The following is a 19,321-nucleotide window of genomic DNA, read 5'->3' as shown; positions in this document are numbered from 1 at the left end:
TTATCGCTATTAGTGCTGTTACTGCTTGGGTATCTCTACGATTTGGTTGATAGGTCCATAGAGGTAGTTGCGTAGGCTGGTGCGGTCGGGAGCATAGTACTCTGCCCACTGTCCATATTGATTGACGAGGTACTTCTTCAATACATCGATGAAGTCAAATCGCCATCCTTGTAGGGGAACAGCTGTGCGGAAATAGGTGTTTGAGTTCACCGCTTCACAGAGCCAATCCTTATCCTCACGGCTCATTCGCTCGCCACGATTAAGCTTTGCTCTCAGGAGATATACAGAGCTGTCACAAAGGCTTTTCAATGGGGGTACGTTCCAATGGACGAACTTGGTAGCCAACGCCTGCTCACTTTGTTCTAACTCAGAACTTATGCGGTAATGAGAGGAGGAGCTATATCCTTTTTCTTTCATTGATAATGTCATGTTTACTTTCTGCTTATTCATAAGAGACCTTTTTTTATGCGTTCAAAGATCGGAGTATGCTGATTCCTTTTTTCAAGCAAAAACAAGGTAGCGGGGCGAGACTTACACAAGGTTTTGGCGGAAAATACTACCCGAAGCGAACAGCATAGGTGTGGAGATTTTCCAGACAAACCGAACGGCCCGACCTTGTGAAAGTCTTTAAGCCCCGTACTACCTTTGCGATGAAAAAGAATCAGCTTCCGATTTGACCACTGCATAACTGGGGAACTATGACTGAGAAGCAGAAGTGCAATGCCTAAACAGAAGAAGCAAAAAGGGTGACCAGCTTCGTAAGAGAGCTAGTCACCCAAAGAGTCGTTTCTCTGAAGTGAGAGAGGTGCTATATCATAGCACGCAAAGCAGTATTACGACTAGTACAATAATCCAAAAGAGGTAGCGTAAAAGCGTAAATGTGATTTGCAGAACGGTACGAACGATGAATCGTAGTACCACAAAACCAATCAGGATCAATAGAGCTGTTACGACCTGTGCTGTGACTAACTTAGAGAGTAAGTACACCCCACCCGATAGGATACCTATAAGTAAGGTAAGTCGGATGATGCGAGACCATTTGATTCCGTTGCTCGAAGTTGTTTTGGACGCAACTTGTAGTGGTTCCTCTTTATCTGCAGGAACACTTGCCCGTATGAAGGCTGGACTGTGCAGGTCTTTGTTCATGAGAGATCTATTCATATTCGGAGTCTTTTAGAGTTTTCAAGAGCAGAGCCAAGAGACTATGCGACATAAAGACAAGAGATAGAATATACTCTTGACGTATGGAGCAGAGAGACTATCTTGGCTCTTGAAGCTCAAAAGGCGCACGAGATAGGGATAATCTACATTGTTGACTCTAATGCACTCACATTGCCTACCACGGGAAGTTGATTAGCTTCGATAAGAAGTACAACTGCTCCTGTCAGTTCTGTGTAGAGCGTATCATACTCAGGTGTTGCAACAAATTCATCCGTAAGGTTATACTTGTCAAATAGGTTTTGTATCGCCTTGTTCCCGAGAAGTATCTGAGAGAGTCGTTCGGGGAGTGGGGAGGGAAGCTCCTTTTCAAACTCATTCTCCAAGACGGACACCAGCATGTCGTATTTGGAGAAATGCAGGTCACGATACAGTACTTCACTCGCCATACTCTCTGCTTCGGGATATGAGAATCCTTCTTCTACAGCATCACAGTAGGTAGTAAGAGCTTCATCAGCTCGTGCCGTGATAAAGGGCTTGTCTTCCACCTTTTCAGGGAAATGCTCACTAAGGTAGCTCTCTAGCTTTAAGCGGAAGTAGGATAGTTCTTTCTTATTCGTTGTCTTCATCTTCTTTTTTAGTTTTAATGGTTGCACTTATTGCCAGCTATTCTCCCCGATACCCATTGCCGTATTGAACTTGCCTAGTTTGTCAGCAAACTGCTCCATGTCATGTTCAATCTTCTTATTGGTGATACGGGCATAGATTTGCGTTGTTCGGATATTGGTATGCCCCAGCATTTTAGAGACACTCTCTATCGGAACTCCCTTGCTCAGTGACATTGTCGCAAAGGTATGTCGAGCTAGGTGGAAAGTCAAGTTCTTCTTGATACCACAAATATCAGCAATCTCTTTGAGGTATGAATTGGTCTTCTGATTGCTAAGGATAGGGAAGAGCTTGCCATCACGATATGTTTGGTGGCTATATTTACTGATAATGCGCTTAGGGATGTCAAGGAGCAGCACATTGGTCTCCACGCTTGTCTTCTGTCGCTTAGTCATAATCCACTCTTTGCCACCAAGCATCACGATATTGTCGGGTGTAAGATTAGCCACATCAATGTAGGCTAAACCTGTAAAGCAGGAAAAGATGAAGATGTCTCGTACCAGCTCCAATCTCTGGATATTCAACTCCTTGTTGACAATCTGTAAGACCTCTTCATCAGTCAAGAACCCTCTATTCACTGGCTCTAAGTGAAATCGGAAGTTGACAAAAGGGTCGTGATGTAGTACGCCTAACTTTTGCCCCAAAATGACTACAGTCTTGAAGGTCTTCATCGTCTTAGTGGCTGTATTAGGATTTTGCCCCACCACCGTGCGTAGGTATAGGTCAAAATCATGTATAATCATATAGGTTAGCTCCGTGAGCTTGAGGTCTCTGCGTCTGAGTTTATCTTTAAGGAACTCAGAAAAGCGTCTTTTGCAGACCTTATACTTTTGAAGAGTGGGCGCAGAGACTGAGATGCCAACTCGAGCTGCAACATCTTCATTGTGTTTGTCGAAGAGTTGCATGATGGTATCTATATCTTGTTTTTTGCCAAGATGTTCTGACTTGATACGCTCTAACGAAAGCTCATCAGTCATTTCTAACTTGCGAAAGATGGCTTGTAAACCACTTTGGATGTTATCCAGTTGCAAGTTCGTATTCAGAGCTTCGGTGTGACGCCCTTTTACTCGCTCTTTTTCGCGATCCCATTGGGACTGCACGATGGTGATGCCAGTGGAGCCTAGTGACATCCGTTCATTGTTGAGATAGATGCGTAGCATTACTGGCGTTTTTCCTTCCTTGTTCACATAGTTGCTGCGAAGGTAGAATGCTGTTCTGAAAATTGATTGCATACATTGTCTGTTTTTATTGTAGCCAAGCATAGAAAGTTTGCGACCAGAAAAGCTACACATTTATGGTGCTATAACTCTCTACAACTCGCCTACAAAGTTGCACATAATTGTTTGAACTACAGCAATGTACAAGTACTCTAAACAGACTCTCTACGTACTCTTGGCTACAATTATTTTTTGCGAGAAAAAAGTGTAGCCAGATTGTAGCCATTGGAGAGTATTTTGGGCGTTTCGGCTATCTCTGTAACTACTCTGAAGAGGTATAGGACTATAAAACAAAAGTATCGTAACTCGTTGGAATTACGATACTTATACTTTTTCAGTAGTGCTCTCTGGCGATGCTGCCAGAGTACTTAAAGCGGAGAGAGAGGGATTCGAACCCCCGGACCCGTGAAGGTCAACGGTTTTCAAGACCGCCGCGATCGACCACTCTGCCACCTCTCCTTGCTTGACAACTGAGGGGATAGGCTCTCCTCAGCTTGCGAGCATACACCTCGGCCGATGTGGGTGCAAAGGTACTACAATTTCTCAAACAAACAAACTCTCGCTCTTACCCCTAGTTCGCAAATCTCACAAGTAGAGCTGGAAAACTATTCGTTTGCACTGATTTCTCTATCTTTGCAGAGAGGTTAGTAGCAATTATTGTAGCAGTATGAACTATCTCTTGCGATCGGATCGTTGGTTTGTCTCGCGCTATGCGAGGGTACGAGGATGGAGACCTTCGGGGCGTCTGCTCCCGTCGCTCTCTCTATTGCTGGTGCTACTCGTAGGGTGCGCAGGCTCCGATACGACGGCACAGCAGTTGCCGACCCACCTACTAGACATCTGTAATCAACGCACCGACAGCCTGCTACAGGAGGCGACGCAACAGATCGAGAAGATGACGATCGAGGAGCAGATCGGGCAGTTGATCATCCCCATCTGGGAGCCTCGCTATGACTCGGCCTCGCAAGCTCGCTATCTGCAGCTTATTGACAAGATTCGTCCAGGTGGTATCCTCTTTCGCAAGGGGGAACCCTATGATCAGTATCGGCTCACCCGTCTCCTGCAGGAGCGCTCACGCATACCGCTGCTGATCACGGCCGATGCTGAGTGGGGGCTGGCGATGCGTCTCCAGGGGACCATACGCTACCCACGTATGAAACTGCTGGCTGACCACTGCACGCCCGAAGAGATGTACACCCTCGGGCAGCACATGGCGCAGCAGTGCCGTGTGATGGGCATCCATGTGAGCTTTGCGCCAGTACTGGATGTTAATAATAATCCGAAGAATCCGGTCATCGGCACCCGTAGCCTAGGTGCTACGCCCGACATTGTGATCTCGCATGGGCTAGCTTTGGCGAGAGGCCTGGAGGATGGCGGGGTGCTGTCGGTCGCTAAGCACTTCCCCGGGCATGGCAATACGGACAAGGATTCGCACAAGACACTCCCCACCGTGTCGGGCAGCATAGAGGAGCTCGAGCGGGTGGAGCTAGCACCCTTTCGCGCCTATATAGAGGCGGGTCTCGGGGGAATCATGGTAGCGCACCTCTCGGTGCCGGCTCTGGAGCCTGATGTGACCTGTCCCTCCTCGTTGAGTCACGCTGTCGTGACGGGCTTGCTGCGTGAGCAGTTGGGCTTCAAGGGGCTCATCTTTACCGATGGACTGGAGATGCGAGGCGTGCAGCGTGCTGAGGGCTTGCCCATATCTGTGGCGGCTATCTTAGCGGGCAATGACCTGCTCCTGGGCCCTCTAGATCCGCTGCAGAGCTATGAGGAGTTGCTCTCTGCTTATCATGCGGGCGTTCTCTCGGAGGAGACGATCCGAGATCGCTGCCTGCGCATCCTCTGCTACAAGCTCTTGCTCCATGCGGGAGAGCTGGTCGAGCGTCCTATATATAATAAGGAGGAGCTATACGAGGCACTGCATACGCCAGAACTGCTCTCCTTTGCCAAAGAACTGCAGAACAAAGTATCTCAAAAGAAATAACATTCACAGCTGTCTAAACAAGCGTAGTATGATAAAGAAGAATCCCACTCAGACGACCAATACCGTCTGCCCACCCCTACAGTTTGACACCGCCTCATGGTTTGCTCCCGAGCTGACGAAGCTTGCTGAGCACCTCAACGATCGCATGGTCGAGATGATGCGCTACTATCCCGAGAGCGACTACAAGACGCTGCGGACCATGATCTCTAAGCGCAATGAGCTGCATGTAGACAATATCGTGATCACGGCTGGTCGTACGGCTGCTTTCTATATTATTGCAGAGGCTTTTGCGGGGAAACGTGGTGCTATCCTCGTCCCCTCGTACCAGCACTATGAGCTAGCGGCTAAGCGATATGGCTGGCAGCTAACCTATATCCCAGAGGATGTAGAGACGCAGGAGATAAAGCTCGAGGGAGAGGAGTTTTGCTGGATCTGCTCGCCCAATAGCTCGACGGGACGCTTTCGCTCACGGGTGGAGCTGCTGGATCTCATCAGCGCTCACCCTCAGGTCTTTTTCATCGTAGATCAGTCCTATGCCTCCTTTACGACACAGCCTACGCTTACGCTGAGTGATGTGAAGAGTCACCCGAACATTATCTTCGTTAGTTCGTTCACACAGACGTATGGTCTGCCCGGGCTGCGCATCGGCTATGTGACGGCCGACAAGAAGGTTATCAAGGAGATCCAGAAGGTGATCGACCCGTGGTCGGTCAGCACGATGGCGGTCGAGGTGGCGAAGTATATCCTGATTCACCCGGCACAGTTTACACTCCCGATCCGTAAGTGGCAGCGCAATGCGCTCGAGCTAGAGACCAAGCTTCGCCAGATAGATGGTATCGAGGTGATGCCGAGCGATGCACCCTTCTTCTTAGTCCAGATACACTGTGCCACAGCAGCTGAGCTGGTCAACTATCTGCTTGAGGAGCACAATATAGCTCTCTACGATGCGACCAAGCTACGAGGCATCAAGGGCGAAATGGTGCGTATCACCTCCCGTGATGCGACAGACAATGCGAAGCTTGTAGAGGCTATCGCAGCCTTTTGTGAAAGTCGGTAAGAGGCTCTGATAGGACTGCCTCGGAGGGGCGTCACAAAGCATTTCGTGCCTGACTACCATACTTAGACTAATTATTTATTGCTACCTTTGCGAACGCGAAGGTTGTTGCAATGTGAAAGACAGAGCCAATGAAGTCTGAATGTATAGAGCGAAATGCCACCATAACTGCCATAGAAGGTGGGGAGGTGCGTCTCACGGTGCTACGCCCGTCAGCTTGTAGTAACTGCGAAGCTGCGGGGCATTGCCACGCCTCGGAGAGTCGTCTGGAGACGATCACGATCGATCGCGCTCAGCTACCCGGCGAGGTGGCTGTCGGTGATCAGGTCTCTCTCGAGATGCGTAGCTCGCTGGGCATGCGCGCTGTACTTCTCACGATGGTCGTTCCTACCATTCTCATCATTGCTGTAACCATCATTCTAAGCTACCTAGAGGTAGGTACGCTGGCTCAGATATTGATCGCCTTGGGTGTAGCCGCCGCATATATGCTCCTGCTATGGCTCTTACGTGACCGGTTTGAGCGAACCTTTGCCTTTACCGTGCGAAAAAAGTAAGTTCATACACACTCCTATGACAATACTATCCACCATACTTGTTCTTGTAGTGATAGCACTCATCAGTGCCATCCTACTCTTTATCACCTCCAAGAAGTTTGAAGTAAAAGAAGATCCGCGCATCGGCGAGGTTGCTGAGGTCCTCCCTCAGGCCAACTGCGGTGGCTGCGGTCATCCGGGCTGTGCGAGCTTTGCTAAGGCTTGCTGCGAAGCCTCCTCTCTCGAAGGGCTCTGGTGCCCCGTAGGCGGAGAGCCGGTCATGACCAAGGTGGCAGAGATCCTCGGTCAGAGCGTCGCTAAGAGCGACCCGCTCGTAGCCGTCGTGCGCTGTAATGGTACCTGCGAGGCGCGTCCACGAGTCAATACTTATATAGGAGCTAAGAGCTGCAAGATCGAGTCGACCCTATACAGTGGCGAGACGGGCTGTAGCTACGGCTGTCTAGGCAATGGAGACTGCGTCGCTGTGTGCGACTTTGATGCGATCCACATGAATCCCGAGACGGGTCTCCCCGAGGTGGACGAAGATAAGTGTACCGCCTGTGGAGCGTGTGTCAAGGCTTGTCCGAAGATGATCATCGAGCTCCGCAAGAAAGGCCCCAAGGGACGCCGTATCTACGTCAGCTGTGTCAATAAGGACAAGGGAGGCGTGGCTCGCAAGGCTTGCGCCAATGCGTGTATCGGATGTAGCAAGTGCTTTAAGGTATGCCAGTTTGAGGCAATCACGATAGAGAACAATCTCGCTTACATAGACCATCAGAAGTGTCGTCTATGTCGTAAGTGTGCGGCCGAGTGCCCGACGGGAGCTATCCATGAGGTCAACTTCCCGCCACGCAAGGAACCTGCAGCAAAGCCAGCGCCCGCCGACAAGCCTGCTCCAGCCATGGCAACAGCCGCTGCCACTGCAGCTCCTGCTACTACCTCCTCAACAGCATCTGTACCTCAGAAAGATTAAACGAAGCTATGGCAAAGACATTTAGAATAGGGGGTATCCATCCCCATGACCATAAGATCAGCGCCGGGGTACCTATCACCGTTGTCGCTCCTCCAGACGAGGTGGTCATCACATTAGCACAGCATATTGGTGCGCCCGCCACCGCTGCCGTCAGCAAGGGCGACAAGGTGCGCGTAGGTACACTCCTAGGCAAGGCAGGAGGCTTTGTCTCGGCAAACATTCACTCCTCCGTCTCTGGTACCGTCACCAAGATCGACCAGATCACTGATGCGAGTGGCTTTAAGAAGCCCGCCATCTTTATTAAGGTCGAGGGCGACGAGTGGGAGGACTACATTGACCAGACAGACACGCTCATCACGGAGACCGATCTGGATGCCAAGCAGATCATCGATCGCATCGCGGAGATGGGCATCGTCGGTATGGGTGGTGCGACCTTCCCAACGCATGTCAAGCTCTCGCCTCCTCCTGGTCAGAGTGCTGACTATGTCATCATCAACGCCGTCGAGTGTGAGCCTTACCTCACGAGCGACGATGCGCTCATGCGTGTCAAGGCGATGGAGATCATGGTCGGCTGTGCGATCATCATGAAGGCTGCCAATGCGCCGCGCACGCTCATAGGCATTGAGAATAATAAGCCCGACGCTATACGCATCATGCGTGACGCTGCGGAGCGTGCCAAGGAGTTCCTCCCCGAGGGACACAGCATCGCCGTCGTACCGCTCAAGAAGCGTTACCCGCAAGGTGGCGAGAAGCAGCTCATCGACGCCCTGATCCGCAAGCAGGTTGCCTCAGGTGCGCTACCTATCTCTACGGGCGCTATCGTGCAGAATGTCGGGACCACCTTCGCCATCTACGAGGCGGTCATGAAGCACAAGCCACTCATCGAGCGCATCATCACAGTCACCGGACGAGCTATCGCACACCCCTCCAACTTCAAGGCACGCATCGGTACGCCTATGCAGACACTCATCGACGCTGCGGGAGGTTATGCAGAGGAGCCAGGCAAGATCATCGGCGGTGGCCCTATGATGGGACGCGCACTCGTCAGTACCGACATACCCGTTGCCAAGGGTTCGTCAGGACTACTCATCCTCTCTGCCAAGGAGTCGACACGTCCCGAGATGCACGACTGCATACGCTGCGGTAAGTGCGTATCGGTCTGCCCGATGGGACTCAACCCCGCCTTCCTCATGCGTGACACCATCTACAAAGACTGGGAGAGCACCGAGCACAACTACATCGCCGACTGCATCGAGTGCGGCTCTTGTAGCTATACCTGCCCAGCTGGACGTCCGCTCCTCGACTACATACGTGTCGGCAAGCAGACCGTCATGGGTATCATGCGAGCCCGCAAGAAGTAATACACACTGAGACAGATCACCGATCCTCATCATCGACTACGATATATAGCTTATGGCACAACAAGTCATCGTATCACCCTCACCGCATATCCATAGCGGTGACACCATTAGCAAGAATATGTATGGGGTGCTGATTGCTTTGATACCAGCATTCCTCGTCATGCTCTACCAGTTTAGGACAGACGCTCTACTTATCACCGCTATCTCGGTAGCCTCCTGTATGCTCACGGAGTGGGTCATCACCCGCTTCTTCCTGCATCGCCCTTGTCGTCTGCTCGACGGCTCGGCGCTCCTGACAGGCGTCATCCTAGCTTTCAACCTCCCCGCCTCGCTCCCCTGGTGGCTCGTCCTCATGGGGGGTGTCGTCGCGATTGGTATTGGCAAGATGGCCTTCGGCGGACTGGGCAACAACATATTCAACCCCGCACTCGTCGGGCGTGTCTTCCTCCTCATCTCCTATCCTGCGCAGATGACCACCTGGAAGCTCCCCGCCCGTCTTGCCGAGCAAGCTACCGATGCGGTCTCTGGCGCGACCCCTCTAGGCATCCTCAAGTCAGGAGCCATTGACCAGTTGCCCGACTCGTTGCAGCTCCTCGTCGGCTTCAACTTCTCCTCCATGGGAGAGGTGAGTGCCATCGCTATCCTCATCGGATTAGCTTATCTACTCATCCGTCGCATCATCACGTGGCACACGCCCGTGGCTATCATCGTCTCCGCTTTCGTACTGAGTGGTATCATGCACCTCTACGACCCAGCGATGTACGCTAGTCCCTTCTTCCACCTGCTGACCGGTGGTCTGCTCTTTGGTGCAGTCTTTATGGCGACCGACTACGTCACCTCGCCTATCTCGCACCGTGCGCAGCTCATCTACGGCTGTATGATCGGACTACTCACCGTCATCATCCGCTTGTGGGGCTCTTATCCTGAGGGTATGTCCTTTGCCATCCTCATTATGAATGCGTTCACCCCACTACTCAACACCTACATCAAGCCACGTCACTTCGGTCATGTGGTCAAATCTAGAAAGGAGGCTAAAAGATGAAGAAGCTACCCTCTACACTCCCCAATATGATCCTCTCACTCGGGATCATCTGTCTGATCATCGCTGGTATCTTAGCTTTGGTCAATGTGGCGACCAAAGATACCATCGCACAGGCCGAGACAAAAGCTAAGGTCGAGGCGATCAAAGAGATCGTCCCAGCCTTTGACAATAATCCTTACGAAGAGCAAGACACTGTCGTACTCGAGAGCGAGCCTCGTCCACTCATCGTCTACCCCGCTATGCAGGGTGGTCAGCCCGTCGGCTACGCCATCGAGACCTATACTGATGCCGGCTTTGCTGGTCATATAGATATCATGGTAGGCTTTGACATGCAGAGCCAGATCGTCGGCTTCAAGGTGCTCAAGCACGGGGAGACCCCAGGACTAGGTGCTAAGATACAGGAGTGGTTTACCTCTCCCGCACCCAATGCTGACCTCATCCGTGACGTACGCGGACTGGATATGAGCCAAGCTTCGCCACTCAAGGTCTCTAAGGACGGAGGTAAGGTCGACGCTATCACCGCAGCGACCATCTCCAGTAGAGCCTTCATCGATGCCCTCGAGCGAGCTTACCGAGTCTATCAGAGCGTTGTCGGTGAGGGTGGTCCCACGGCACAGCCCACCGAGAGCAACTGTGCGCTCCCCGAGCGAGAGGTCATCGACAGCCTCTTCAACACGCTCCTCCCCGCTTATCGCCTTGTGGACAAAGAGAAGACCGATACCGCTGACGACGGCACTCCTTGGCTGATCCAGAGCTACGGCACCAACGATATGAGCGAGACGACAGGTCTACTCGTCGTCACTACCAGTGGTGATGACTACGAGGGGCGTTGCCTCCCGATGCTCGTCTGCTTTGACAATAATGGCGCGCTCGCAGCCTTTGCCATCGCTGATCTCAATGCTAAGGGCAAGCTGATCTCCATCAGTAAAGACTATGGTGGCAACCAAGACCCCGCTACCACCAAGCCCTCGAAGAAGTCTCTCATCGGCAAGAAGGTCACACCCGCTAGTCTCAAGCTACGCAAGGACGGTGGCTCTATAGACGCTGTCTCAGGCTCTACGGTTTCTTCGCGCGCTATCCTACAAGGCATCGCCCGTGCGCAGCGCATCTTTGTAGAGGCTTCTGCCAACGAATCAACTAAGTAATGCACCGCCATGAATAAGTATATCAAGACAATTACCAATGGTATCATTACGGAGAATCCCACCTTCGTGCTTCTCCTCGGTATGTGTCCTACCTTGGCGACCACCACGTCGGCCATCAACGGACTCAGTATGGGATTAGCCACCACCTTCGTGCTTATCTGCTCCAATGTGATGATCTCCCTCCTGAAGCGACTCATACCCGATGCGGTACGTATCCCTGCCTTTATCGTCGTCATTGCTGGTTTCGTCTCCGTGCTGCAGATGATTATCAAGGCATACCTACCGGCGCTTGACCAGAGCTTAGGCATCTTTATACCGCTGATTGTGGTCAACTGTATCGTCCTCGGACGTGCCGAGTCCACCGCCTCCAAGAGTAGCGTCGGCATATCACTTTTTGACGGTATCGGCATCGGACTAGGCTTTACCATCGGACTCACCCTCCTAGGCATCGTACGTGAGATGCTCGGCGGCGGTTCATTCTTCGGTATGACCGCTTATCCCAACGACTACTCCGCACTGCTCTTCGTACTGTCTCCGGGAGCCTTCATCGCTCTAGGACTACTCATCGGCATCTATCACGCTATCACCAAGAAGCAATAGGTCAAACCAATGAGATGCAAAGGCTAACTCCTAGCCACAGTTCATCACACAGACACTTACTACTATGAAATTTCTTATCATATTCATCGTTGCGGTCTTTGTCAACAACGTAGTCCTCTCCCAGTTCCTCGGTATATGCCCCTTCTTAGGTGTCTCTAAGAAAGTCTCTACCGCCACAGGCATGGGAGCAGCCGTCACCTTCGTCTTGCTACTAGCGACGATGGTCACCTGGCTCGTACAGACCTATATATTAGTTCCACTGGAACTCGAGTTCCTGCAGACCATCGCCTTCATCCTCGTCATCGCCACACTCGTGCAGATGATTGAGATGATTATCAAGAAGATCTCCCCCGCGCTCTATCAGGCACTCGGCGTCTTCCTCCCGCTGATCACGACAAACTGCTGTGTCCTCGGTGTCGCAATCCTCGTCATCCAGAAGAAGTTCACCTATGCTGAGTCACTCATGTATGCCGTCTCCATCGGTATCGGCTTCCTCCTCGCCATGGTTATCTTCGCTGGTATCCGCGAGCAGCTCGCCAAGACTGGCAGTACACCTCGGGCTATGAAGGGAATCCCCATCGCCCTCATCACCGCTGGCATCCTAGCGATGGCCTTCATGGGCTTCTCAGGTCTAGCCAGTCTCTAATATCTAACTTCTAACCTCTAAGTATCCACGTGGAGAATGCAATCTCTACGTGGATATTTTTTACTCCCTCCCTTGGGATCATTTCGTCCCACACTGGGTGGGAGATTTTCGTCCCATCAGTATGGGACGACCCTTCCGAGCTATTGGCCCTGTTAGCTGTTGGCTGTTAGCTAGACTCACTAGTTGCACTAGAGGCACTAGCCACACTAGCACTCCGATCCCTCCGACAGCTCCGATCCATTCCGATTAGCTCCGATCTCAAGTTAGCAATCACTTGCTGGAGTCTGAAGTGCCATGACAAGCTCTCCGTGATGAAGTCTTGTTGGTGAAGGGGAGGTTTACTTGGTAAGATTTGTATATCTTTGCGGTAGGTACATTTTCACCATATAACGAACCTATCATTAATATGTCACAAGACAAGACCATACGTTGCCTGATCATCGGGTCAGGACCTGCTGGATATACAGCTGCTATCTATGCTTCACGAGCTAATCTCTCTCCCATACTTTATCAGGGACTACAGCCTGGCGGACAGCTCACTACGACCACTGAGGTGGAAAACTTTCCCGGCTTCCCCGAGGGTATCACGGGGCCTAAGCTCCTTGATCAGATGCGCCAGCAAGCTGAGCGCTTTGGCACAGATATTCGCTCAGGCGAGGTCACACGCATAGACCTATCGCAGCGCCCCTTTAAGGTAGAGATCGACGGCTCTACGGAGCTGGCAGCGCACTCAGTCATCGTCGCCACGGGTGCTCGGGCTAAGTACCTCGGTCTAGATGATGAGAAGAAGTATGCCGGCATGGGCGTCTCGGCATGTGCTACGTGCGACGGCTTTTTCTATCGCAAGAAGCGGGTAGCCGTCGTAGGCGGTGGCGACACAGCTTGTGAGGAGGCTCTCTACCTAGCTGGTATTGCAGAGCAGGTCTACCTGATCGTGCGCAAGGATCACCTACGCGCCTCTAAGGTGATGCAGGAGAGACTCTTCGCACGGGAAAACATTGAGGTACTCTTCGAGCACAACACCATCGGGCTCTTTGGCGACAATGGCGTGGAGGGTGCTCACCTCGTATATAAGAAGGGTACCCCTGAGGAGGCCAAACGCGATATAGCGATCGACGGCTTCTTCCTCGCTATCGGGCACAAGCCTAATACGGACTTCCTCGCCGGTCAGCTAGAGTTAGATGCTGCGGGCTACATCGTAACACGAGAGGGGAGACCGCTCACCAGTGTCGAGGGCGTCTTTGCTGCTGGCGACGTCGCTGATCCACGCTACCGTCAGGCGATCACCTCTGCCGGTACCGGCTGTCGCGCTGCGCTCGAGGTGGAGAAGTATCTCCTCGAGAAGGGGCTATAAGACTACGACAGCACGACGCTCTGATTGAATTTTATCTAACACAATTGATATGGATATGAACAAGCAGTGGACCTTTTGGGCAGCCTTGGTACTGGCTGTCGCCTTTGTACTAGGCATTTGGATCGCCGGATCGACCTATCTATCGGTCCGCAAGCAGCGTATCGTCTCGGTTACGGGCAATGCAGAGCAAGACTTCGAGAGCGATCTCATCGTTTGGACCGCCTCCTTCCGTGTGCAGCGTGCTACGCTGAGCGAAGCCTATACGGAGATAGAGCGTGAGCGTGCTGTCGTACAGGATTATCTCAAGCAGTCTGGCTTAAAGCCTGACAGCTACTCCTTCGGTAGCCTAGATGTGTCGCAAAACTACAGCAGCGGCTACGATACGCACGGCAACTATCAGCAGGTACCCAATGGTTACGTCCTCACGCAGAGCGTGACCGTAACGAGCGGAGATCTAGACGGCGTCGAGGAGCTCTCCAAGAGTATCTCCTCGCTCATCTCGCAGGGAGTGGAGATAACAAGCGTAGCACCCGATTACTACTACACGAACCTCAACGATCTCAAGCATCAGATGCTGCGCCAAGCCTCTGAGGATGCACTCAACCGTGCCGAAGAGATCGCCTCTGGAAGCCATGGTAAGGTGGGCAAGCTACAGAATGCCTCGATGGGAGTCTTCCAGATCGTCGGCAAGAACGCTGGAGAGGACTACTCGTGGGGTGGAGCTTTCAACACCTCCTCACGCCACAAAACCATCTCCGTCACCGTCCGCGCTACCTACGCTCTCCGCTAGGAGGTACAAACGTCTGACGACCTGTCGGGACGCTACCAGTGCGTCTCGGCAGGTCGTTCTTTTGTGAGTCGCTTTCTGAGTCTCAGTATCACTACCATTTGTGCCAAATAATCAGTATCTTTGTGGCGATTTACGCTATGAGTAAATCACTACACGATGACTATCACACCGACTACCCCCTCTGCTTCTGACTCAAAGCAGACGATCTTAGACCGCCGTTATCTGCGTATGGCCCGTATATGGGCTGAGAACTCTTACTGTCAGCGTCGACAAGTAGGAGCTCTCATCGTGCACAATCAGATGATCATCTCTGACGGATACAATGGCACGCCCTCGGGATTTGAGAATGTCTGCGAAGATGACGAAGGGATTACCAAGCCCTACGTCCTACACGCTGAGGCCAATGCTATTACCAAGGTGGCGGCATCGGGCAATAACTGCACGGGTGCGACCATCTACATTACCGCCTCTCCCTGTCTGGAGTGTGCTAAGCTGATTATCCAGAGTCGCATACGACGTGTCGTGTATGGCGAGCAGTACCGCCTTACCGATGGTGTCGAGCTACTCGAGCGCGCGGGCATTGAGGTGGTCTACATACCGCTAGACGAGGTTTCGTCTACGGCCCACGCCTCGACTCTTTAGTATATGTACCTATCTAGACATTGAGAAAAACAAATGGTAGATATGCGTCGTCAGTATAAGTATTTAATCTGTCTCCTAGTGGGTGTGCTCGTTGGGGCAGGTGCTTTTTGGCTCCTCTCTCGCTATCGCAATATCACGCACGCCGACAAGTTTGATCAGGTGCTGAAGCTCGTGGAGAAGTATTACGTAGACTCGGTCGATATCGAGCAGCTACGTACGGACATACTTCCCTACATGCTGGGGTCGCTCGATCCGCACTCTACTTATATACCACCGCTAGAGTCGGAGATGGAGCAGCAGAGGCTAGAGGGACAGTTTGAGGGGATAGGGATCATCTACAACATCATCACCGACACGATCGTCGTGGACCAAGTCTTCGCTGGTGGCCCCTCTCAGACCGCTGGCCTAGAGCCTGGCGACCGCATCTTAGCCTGTGACGGCAAGAGCCTCCTCGGTGAGCGCAACAACCAAGACACCATTACCTCAGCACTCAGAGGACCCGAGGGGTCGGTCGCACACCTATCGATACTACGTCACCAGAAGCGACGCAATGTGAGCGTGGTACGTGGCTCTGTACCGATACGAAGCATAGATGTATGCTATATGCTCACGCCGACCATCGGACTGATGCAGATCACCACCTGGGCGCGTACTACTTATGATGAGTTCATCCAGCAGTGGGGCGCGTTGCAGCGGGCTGGAGCCAAAGCTCTAGTCCTCGACCTGAGAGACAATACGGGAGGATACATGGATGCAGCCGTGGCCGTCGCCAATGAGTTCCTCAGCAAGGATCAATTGATCGTCTACACCGAGGGTCGCACCATGCCTCGTGAAGATGTGATCGCCAATGGCGAGGGCATGCTCCAGAAGACCCCTCTAGTGGTGCTGGTCAATGAGAATAGTGCCTCGGCCTCTGAAATCTTCTCGGGAGCGATGCAAGACCACGACCGAGCAATGATCGTAGGGCGACAGACCTATGGCAAGGGCTTGGTGCAGCAGCCTTTCACCTTCCCAGATCACTCTAGCGTACGCCTCACGGTGGCGCGTTACTACACCCCCTCGGGGCGTAATATACAGCGACCCTACGAGCAGGGCAGTCTCTCCTCCATCGAGGAGAGTCTGATGAGCGTCTCGGGTATCAAGCCCGTGGGCGACTATGCCGATACGCTCTCACTGACTAAGCAAAAGCAGCGGGAGTACCATAGCGACAAGGGACGTCTCCTCTTCAGCGGCTATGGTATCATGCCCGACATCTTCGTACCGCAAGACACCGCGATGATCAATGCTTATGCAGCACGTCTGATCATGTCTGGCCTGATGCAGGAGTTTGCCTTTTACTTCGTAGACTTAAATAGAGAGAGCCTTCGTGAGCTCGCCTCAGTACAGGAGTTGCTCGACTTGCTCGATCAGGAGAAGTCGCTCATCAACGATCTAGCCGCCTACGCTGCGGAGCATGGTGTCGCCCAGCGACCACAGATGCTACGCCAAGCTGCATCGCGCTTGCAGCTACAGCTCAATGCCTTGATAGCTAATCATCTCTTTGGCACTACGGGATTCTATCAGGTGATGACCCAAGACGACCCAATGATCAGCAACGCAGAGCAGTATCTAAAGGATAATTATCACACACGATGATGAGTAGTGACAGAGTGAGAGAAGAGAAAAAAGCCTTACGCCGCACCATCCGCGCTAAGATGCGGAGCGAATGGACCGAGGAGTACCGACAGACAGTCTCAGAGCGTGTCTGTCAGCAGATAGAGACCTTTCTACCCTTCGTGCGTAGTCATTGCGTAGCACTCTACTGTGCCTTGCCCGACGAGGTAGACCTGACGGCTATCCTAGAGCACTACCAGAGCGAGAAGCGACTCCTCATACCTCGTGTGGAGGGTGACGATATCAACTTCTACACCTATCAACCCGAGTCACTTATCACCAGTGAGGGCTACAAGATTCTAGAGCCCACCGCCGCTGTCGAGGAGGCCGTAGATCCCGCCGAGATAGAACTTATCCTAGTGCCTGGCGTCGCATTTGACCTGCACGGGGGACGTATGGGCCGCGGCAAGGGGTACTACGATCGCTTTTTCGCACGCTGTCCCCACGCCCTTCGCGCAGCCGTCACCTCCTCGCTACAGATCGCTGAGCAGATACCGCTAGAGCCGTGGGACGTGGCGATGCACTACATCATCACAGACAGCCGCACCTACGAGGTGCGAGACTAATGTTGGCTTTTGGCTCTAGAGGCACTAGTGCACCGATTGCTCCGATGCACTCTGATAGCTCCGATAGCTCTGATCCCTCCGATCCTTCCGTTCTACAACGGACGCTCAGACCGAGCGTCCCTACAGGGCGTCGTGGGGGCGGATGCAGTAACGACTTGCGGGATTTGAACGCACAGCTCTGCACCACATTACTCGTGAGCGCTATTTTTCGTACCTTCGTACCGAATAATCGAATCTTTAGATAAAGCATAATGATTGATCCAAAAGAACTACAGCAGATGGGCTTCGCTACGCGTGCCATCCATGCTGGTAGCGAGCGCAATCAGCACGGTACGCTGGCTACTCCTATCTATCAGACCTCTACTTTCGTTTTTGACTCTGCAGAGCAGGGGGGCAGACGCTTTGCCCTCGAGGAAGACGGATACATCTACACCCGTCTAGGCAATCCGACCTGCACTGCTGCTGAGCAAAAGGTCGCCTCGCTAGAGGGCGGTGAGGCGTGCGTCAGTGCCTCCTCGGGTATCGGTGCTATCACTTCGGCTATCTACCCGCTGGTACAGGCTGGTGACCATATCGTCGCTGGTAAGACGCTCTACGGCTGCACCTACTCATTCCTCGAGCATGGACTCTCACGCTTTGGCGTAGAGGTAACCTTCGTCGATGCGCGCAATCTGGATGAGATCAAGGCGGCTATGCGCCCCAATACGAAGCTGGTCTATATCGAGACACCGGCCAATCCTAACATGTACCTGACAGATATCGAAGGCGCTGCCAAGATAGCTCACAGTCAGGAGGGCACTGTGCTGATGGTAGACAATACCTACTGCACGCCCTTCATAACGCGTCCTCTAGAGCTCGGTGCTGATGTCGTAGTACACTCAGCTACAAAGTATCTGAATGGTCACGGGGACGTGATCGCCGGATTTGTCGTTGGTCGCAAGGAGTATATCGATCAGGTACGTCTCTTTGCTGTCAAGGATATGACGGGATCAGTCTTAGGCCCGTTTGAAGCATACCTGATCGCTCGTGGTATCAAGACACTAGAGATACGTATGGAGCGTCACTGCGCTAATGCACAGCGTGTCGCTGAGTTCCTCGAGCAGCACCCCGCTATCGCATCGATCGCTTACCCAGGGCTCAAGAGCTTCCCACAGTATGAGCTAGCTCAGAAGCAAATGCGCCTACCAGGTGCTATGATCGCCTTCGAGCTCAAGGGTGGGCTAGAGGCTGGTCGCAAGCTGATGAATAGCCTCCACCTAGCCACGCTCTGCGTGAGCCTCGGAGATGCTGAGACGCTTATCGAGCACCCAGCTAGCATGACCCACTCGCCCTACACGCCCGAGGAGCGTGCCGCGTCTGACATAGGCGAGGGCATGGTACGTCTCTCCATCGGCCTGGAGAATGTCGAGGACATCATCGCAGACCTTAAGTGTGGTCTCGACGCACTCCTATAATATATAGTAGGAACTGCCAAAAGGCTATCGCAACGAGGCGGTAGCCTAAGGCAACCAATAAGTACTCCCCCCATCGCAGTCGACAAGCTGTGGTGGGGGGAGCTTTTTGTTGGCTAGTACTACAGAATCCGTTACTGCGCCCTGTAGGGACGCACTATGACTCGATACTAGCCGTGACTGAATCCTGTAGGGACGCTCGGTCTGAGCGTCCGTTCCCGTTAAAGGTTACATCGTCAAGTTGGTTCGACAACGGACGCCCTCCCCCCACGTCGTCCTGCTTTCTAAGTTCATATGCAAGTAAAAAGCGAAGTTTTTTCTCGTTTCGCAAGCTCGGTCGACTTCTCTTCGGGTGAACCGCTCGGAGGGGTGGATGCTTCCACCGTAGGGGCGGACCTGTGTGTCCGCCCGTCCTCACCTGAGCGCAGTCTATTCTGCGGGCGGACACGTAGGTCCGCCCCTACACGAATCACATCAACACGACAA

19 protein-coding genes and 1 tRNA gene are annotated in these 19,321 nt (G+C 52.7%); 15 read left to right on the top strand and 5 right to left on the bottom strand.

Features of this window, described 5'->3' with window-relative positions; genetic code table 11:
* Positions 1–18: 18 nt before the first annotated feature.
* From RDM37_RS05960 to RDM37_RS05940, 5 genes are all read right to left on the bottom strand, one after another.
* Positions 19–450 (bottom strand): hypothetical protein, encoded by a 432-nt coding sequence (locus RDM37_RS05960; protein ID WP_308555862.1) that lies wholly within the window; start codon positions 448–450, stop codon positions 19–21.
* 363 nt (positions 451–813) lie between these two features.
* A complete protein-coding gene (locus RDM37_RS05955; RefSeq protein ID WP_308555890.1) occupies positions 814–1,146 on the bottom strand; it encodes a hypothetical protein in 333 nt (110 codons plus the stop codon).
* Positions 1,147–1,304: 158 nt separating this feature from the next.
* Positions 1,305–1,787 (bottom strand): DUF1896 domain-containing protein, encoded by a 483-nt coding sequence (locus tag RDM37_RS05950; protein WP_308555860.1) that lies wholly within the window; start codon positions 1,785–1,787, stop codon positions 1,305–1,307.
* A gap of 27 nt (positions 1,788–1,814) precedes the next feature.
* Complete coding sequence (locus RDM37_RS05945; RefSeq protein WP_308555888.1) at positions 1,815–3,056, bottom strand: site-specific integrase; 1,242 nt, start codon at positions 3,054–3,056, stop codon at positions 1,815–1,817.
* A gap of 359 nt (positions 3,057–3,415) precedes the next feature.
* Positions 3,416–3,500, bottom strand: a tRNA-Ser gene (locus tag RDM37_RS05940).
* Between the two features lie 208 nt (positions 3,501–3,708).
* Here RDM37_RS05940 and RDM37_RS05935 point away from each other — a divergent pair.
* From RDM37_RS05935 to megL, 15 genes are all read left to right on the top strand, one after another.
* Positions 3,709–5,025 (top strand): glycoside hydrolase family 3 N-terminal domain-containing protein, encoded by a 1,317-nt coding sequence (locus RDM37_RS05935; RefSeq protein WP_308555858.1) that lies wholly within the window; start codon positions 3,709–3,711, stop codon positions 5,023–5,025.
* Positions 5,026–5,053: 28 nt separating this feature from the next.
* Complete coding sequence (locus RDM37_RS05930; RefSeq protein ID WP_308555856.1) at positions 5,054–6,082, top strand: aminotransferase class I/II-fold pyridoxal phosphate-dependent enzyme; 1,029 nt, start codon at positions 5,054–5,056, stop codon at positions 6,080–6,082.
* Between the two features lie 128 nt (positions 6,083–6,210).
* On the top strand, positions 6,211–6,633 hold the full coding sequence (locus RDM37_RS05925) for a SoxR reducing system RseC family protein (protein WP_308555854.1): 423 nt from the start codon (positions 6,211–6,213) through the stop codon (positions 6,631–6,633).
* Positions 6,634–6,649: 16 nt separating this feature from the next.
* Positions 6,650–7,585: a Fe-S cluster domain-containing protein gene (locus RDM37_RS05920; RefSeq protein WP_308555852.1), complete on the top strand. Its 936-nt coding sequence runs from the start codon at positions 6,650–6,652 to the stop codon at positions 7,583–7,585.
* 8 nt (positions 7,586–7,593) lie between these two features.
* Positions 7,594–8,946, top strand: coding sequence for an electron transport complex subunit RsxC (gene rsxC / locus RDM37_RS05915; RefSeq protein WP_298886628.1), 1,353 nt, complete (start codon positions 7,594–7,596; stop codon positions 8,944–8,946).
* A 52-nt stretch (positions 8,947–8,998) separates the two neighbouring features.
* On the top strand, positions 8,999–9,988 hold the full coding sequence (locus RDM37_RS05910) for an RnfABCDGE type electron transport complex subunit D (RefSeq protein WP_300969179.1): 990 nt from the start codon (positions 8,999–9,001) through the stop codon (positions 9,986–9,988).
* Entirely contained in the window at positions 9,985–11,133 is a 1,149-nt protein-coding gene (locus tag RDM37_RS05905) for an RnfABCDGE type electron transport complex subunit G (RefSeq protein ID WP_308555850.1), read from the top strand. Before RDM37_RS05910 ends, RDM37_RS05905 begins: the two co-directional genes overlap by 4 nt.
* Positions 11,134–11,142: 9 nt before the next feature.
* Complete coding sequence (locus RDM37_RS05900; RefSeq protein ID WP_299367644.1) at positions 11,143–11,733, top strand: RnfABCDGE type electron transport complex subunit E; 591 nt, start codon at positions 11,143–11,145, stop codon at positions 11,731–11,733.
* Between the two features lie 64 nt (positions 11,734–11,797).
* The gene (gene rsxA / locus RDM37_RS05895) at positions 11,798–12,379 is read left to right on the top strand and encodes an electron transport complex subunit RsxA (RefSeq protein WP_308555847.1); all 582 of its coding nucleotides are present in this window, start codon (positions 11,798–11,800) and stop codon (positions 12,377–12,379) included.
* 406 nt (positions 12,380–12,785) lie between these two features.
* On the top strand, positions 12,786–13,733 hold the full coding sequence (trxB, locus tag RDM37_RS05890; RefSeq protein WP_308555845.1) for a thioredoxin-disulfide reductase: 948 nt from the start codon (positions 12,786–12,788) through the stop codon (positions 13,731–13,733).
* 49 nt (positions 13,734–13,782) lie between these two features.
* Positions 13,783–14,523 carry an SIMPL domain-containing protein gene (locus RDM37_RS05885; RefSeq protein ID WP_308555843.1) on the top strand — a complete coding sequence of 247 codons (741 nt, stop codon included), beginning with the start codon at positions 13,783–13,785 and terminating at the stop codon, positions 14,521–14,523.
* A gap of 156 nt (positions 14,524–14,679) precedes the next feature.
* The gene (locus RDM37_RS05880) at positions 14,680–15,165 is read left to right on the top strand and encodes a dCMP deaminase family protein (RefSeq protein ID WP_308555841.1); all 486 of its coding nucleotides are present in this window, start codon (positions 14,680–14,682) and stop codon (positions 15,163–15,165) included.
* Positions 15,166–15,207: 42 nt separating this feature from the next.
* The gene (locus RDM37_RS05875; protein WP_308555839.1) at positions 15,208–16,800 is read left to right on the top strand and encodes a S41 family peptidase; all 1,593 of its coding nucleotides are present in this window, start codon (positions 15,208–15,210) and stop codon (positions 16,798–16,800) included.
* Between the two features lie 14 nt (positions 16,801–16,814).
* On the top strand, positions 16,815–17,384 hold the full coding sequence (locus RDM37_RS05870) for a 5-formyltetrahydrofolate cyclo-ligase (RefSeq protein WP_308555837.1): 570 nt from the start codon (positions 16,815–16,817) through the stop codon (positions 17,382–17,384).
* Positions 17,385–17,635: 251 nt separating this feature from the next.
* Positions 17,636–18,838 (top strand): methionine gamma-lyase, encoded by a 1,203-nt coding sequence (gene megL, locus RDM37_RS05865; RefSeq protein ID WP_299366091.1) that lies wholly within the window; start codon positions 17,636–17,638, stop codon positions 18,836–18,838.
* Positions 18,839–19,321 lie beyond the last annotated feature (483 nt).

This window comes from uncultured Porphyromonas sp., assembly GCF_902489635.1.
Classification (GTDB): domain Bacteria; phylum Bacteroidota; class Bacteroidia; order Bacteroidales; family Porphyromonadaceae; genus Porphyromonas.
Note: the sequence above shows the minus strand (reverse complement) of the source record. Positions and strands in the feature narration are given on the sequence as shown.

Excerpts from the sequence above, each read along its gene's own strand:
- RDM37_RS05960 (WP_308555862.1), bottom strand. The coding sequence starts at position 450 with ATGAATAAGCAGAAAGTAAACATGACATTATCAATGAAAGAAAAAGGA.
- RDM37_RS05955 (WP_308555890.1), bottom strand. The coding sequence starts at position 1,146 with ATGAACAAAGACCTGCACAGTCCAGCCTTCATACGGGCAAGTGTTCCT.
- RDM37_RS05950 (WP_308555860.1), bottom strand. The coding sequence starts at position 1,787 with ATGAAGACAACGAATAAGAAAGAACTATCCTACTTCCGCTTAAAGCTA.
- RDM37_RS05945 (WP_308555888.1), bottom strand. The coding sequence starts at position 3,056 with ATGCAATCAATTTTCAGAACAGCATTCTACCTTCGCAGCAACTATGTG.
- RDM37_RS05935 (WP_308555858.1), top strand. The coding sequence starts at position 3,709 with ATGAACTATCTCTTGCGATCGGATCGTTGGTTTGTCTCGCGCTATGCG.
- RDM37_RS05930 (WP_308555856.1), top strand. The coding sequence starts at position 5,054 with ATGATAAAGAAGAATCCCACTCAGACGACCAATACCGTCTGCCCACCC.
- RDM37_RS05925 (WP_308555854.1), top strand. The coding sequence starts at position 6,211 with ATGAAGTCTGAATGTATAGAGCGAAATGCCACCATAACTGCCATAGAA.
- RDM37_RS05920 (WP_308555852.1), top strand. The coding sequence starts at position 6,650 with ATGACAATACTATCCACCATACTTGTTCTTGTAGTGATAGCACTCATC.
- rsxC (WP_298886628.1), top strand. The coding sequence starts at position 7,594 with ATGGCAAAGACATTTAGAATAGGGGGTATCCATCCCCATGACCATAAG.
- RDM37_RS05910 (WP_300969179.1), top strand. The coding sequence starts at position 8,999 with ATGGCACAACAAGTCATCGTATCACCCTCACCGCATATCCATAGCGGT.
- RDM37_RS05905 (WP_308555850.1), top strand. The coding sequence starts at position 9,985 with ATGAAGAAGCTACCCTCTACACTCCCCAATATGATCCTCTCACTCGGG.
- RDM37_RS05900 (WP_299367644.1), top strand. The coding sequence starts at position 11,143 with ATGAATAAGTATATCAAGACAATTACCAATGGTATCATTACGGAGAAT.
- rsxA (WP_308555847.1), top strand. The coding sequence starts at position 11,798 with ATGAAATTTCTTATCATATTCATCGTTGCGGTCTTTGTCAACAACGTA.
- trxB (WP_308555845.1), top strand. The coding sequence starts at position 12,786 with ATGTCACAAGACAAGACCATACGTTGCCTGATCATCGGGTCAGGACCT.
- RDM37_RS05885 (WP_308555843.1), top strand. The coding sequence starts at position 13,783 with ATGGATATGAACAAGCAGTGGACCTTTTGGGCAGCCTTGGTACTGGCT.
- RDM37_RS05880 (WP_308555841.1), top strand. The coding sequence starts at position 14,680 with ATGACTATCACACCGACTACCCCCTCTGCTTCTGACTCAAAGCAGACG.
- RDM37_RS05875 (WP_308555839.1), top strand. The coding sequence starts at position 15,208 with ATGCGTCGTCAGTATAAGTATTTAATCTGTCTCCTAGTGGGTGTGCTC.
- megL (WP_299366091.1), top strand. The coding sequence starts at position 17,636 with ATGATTGATCCAAAAGAACTACAGCAGATGGGCTTCGCTACGCGTGCC.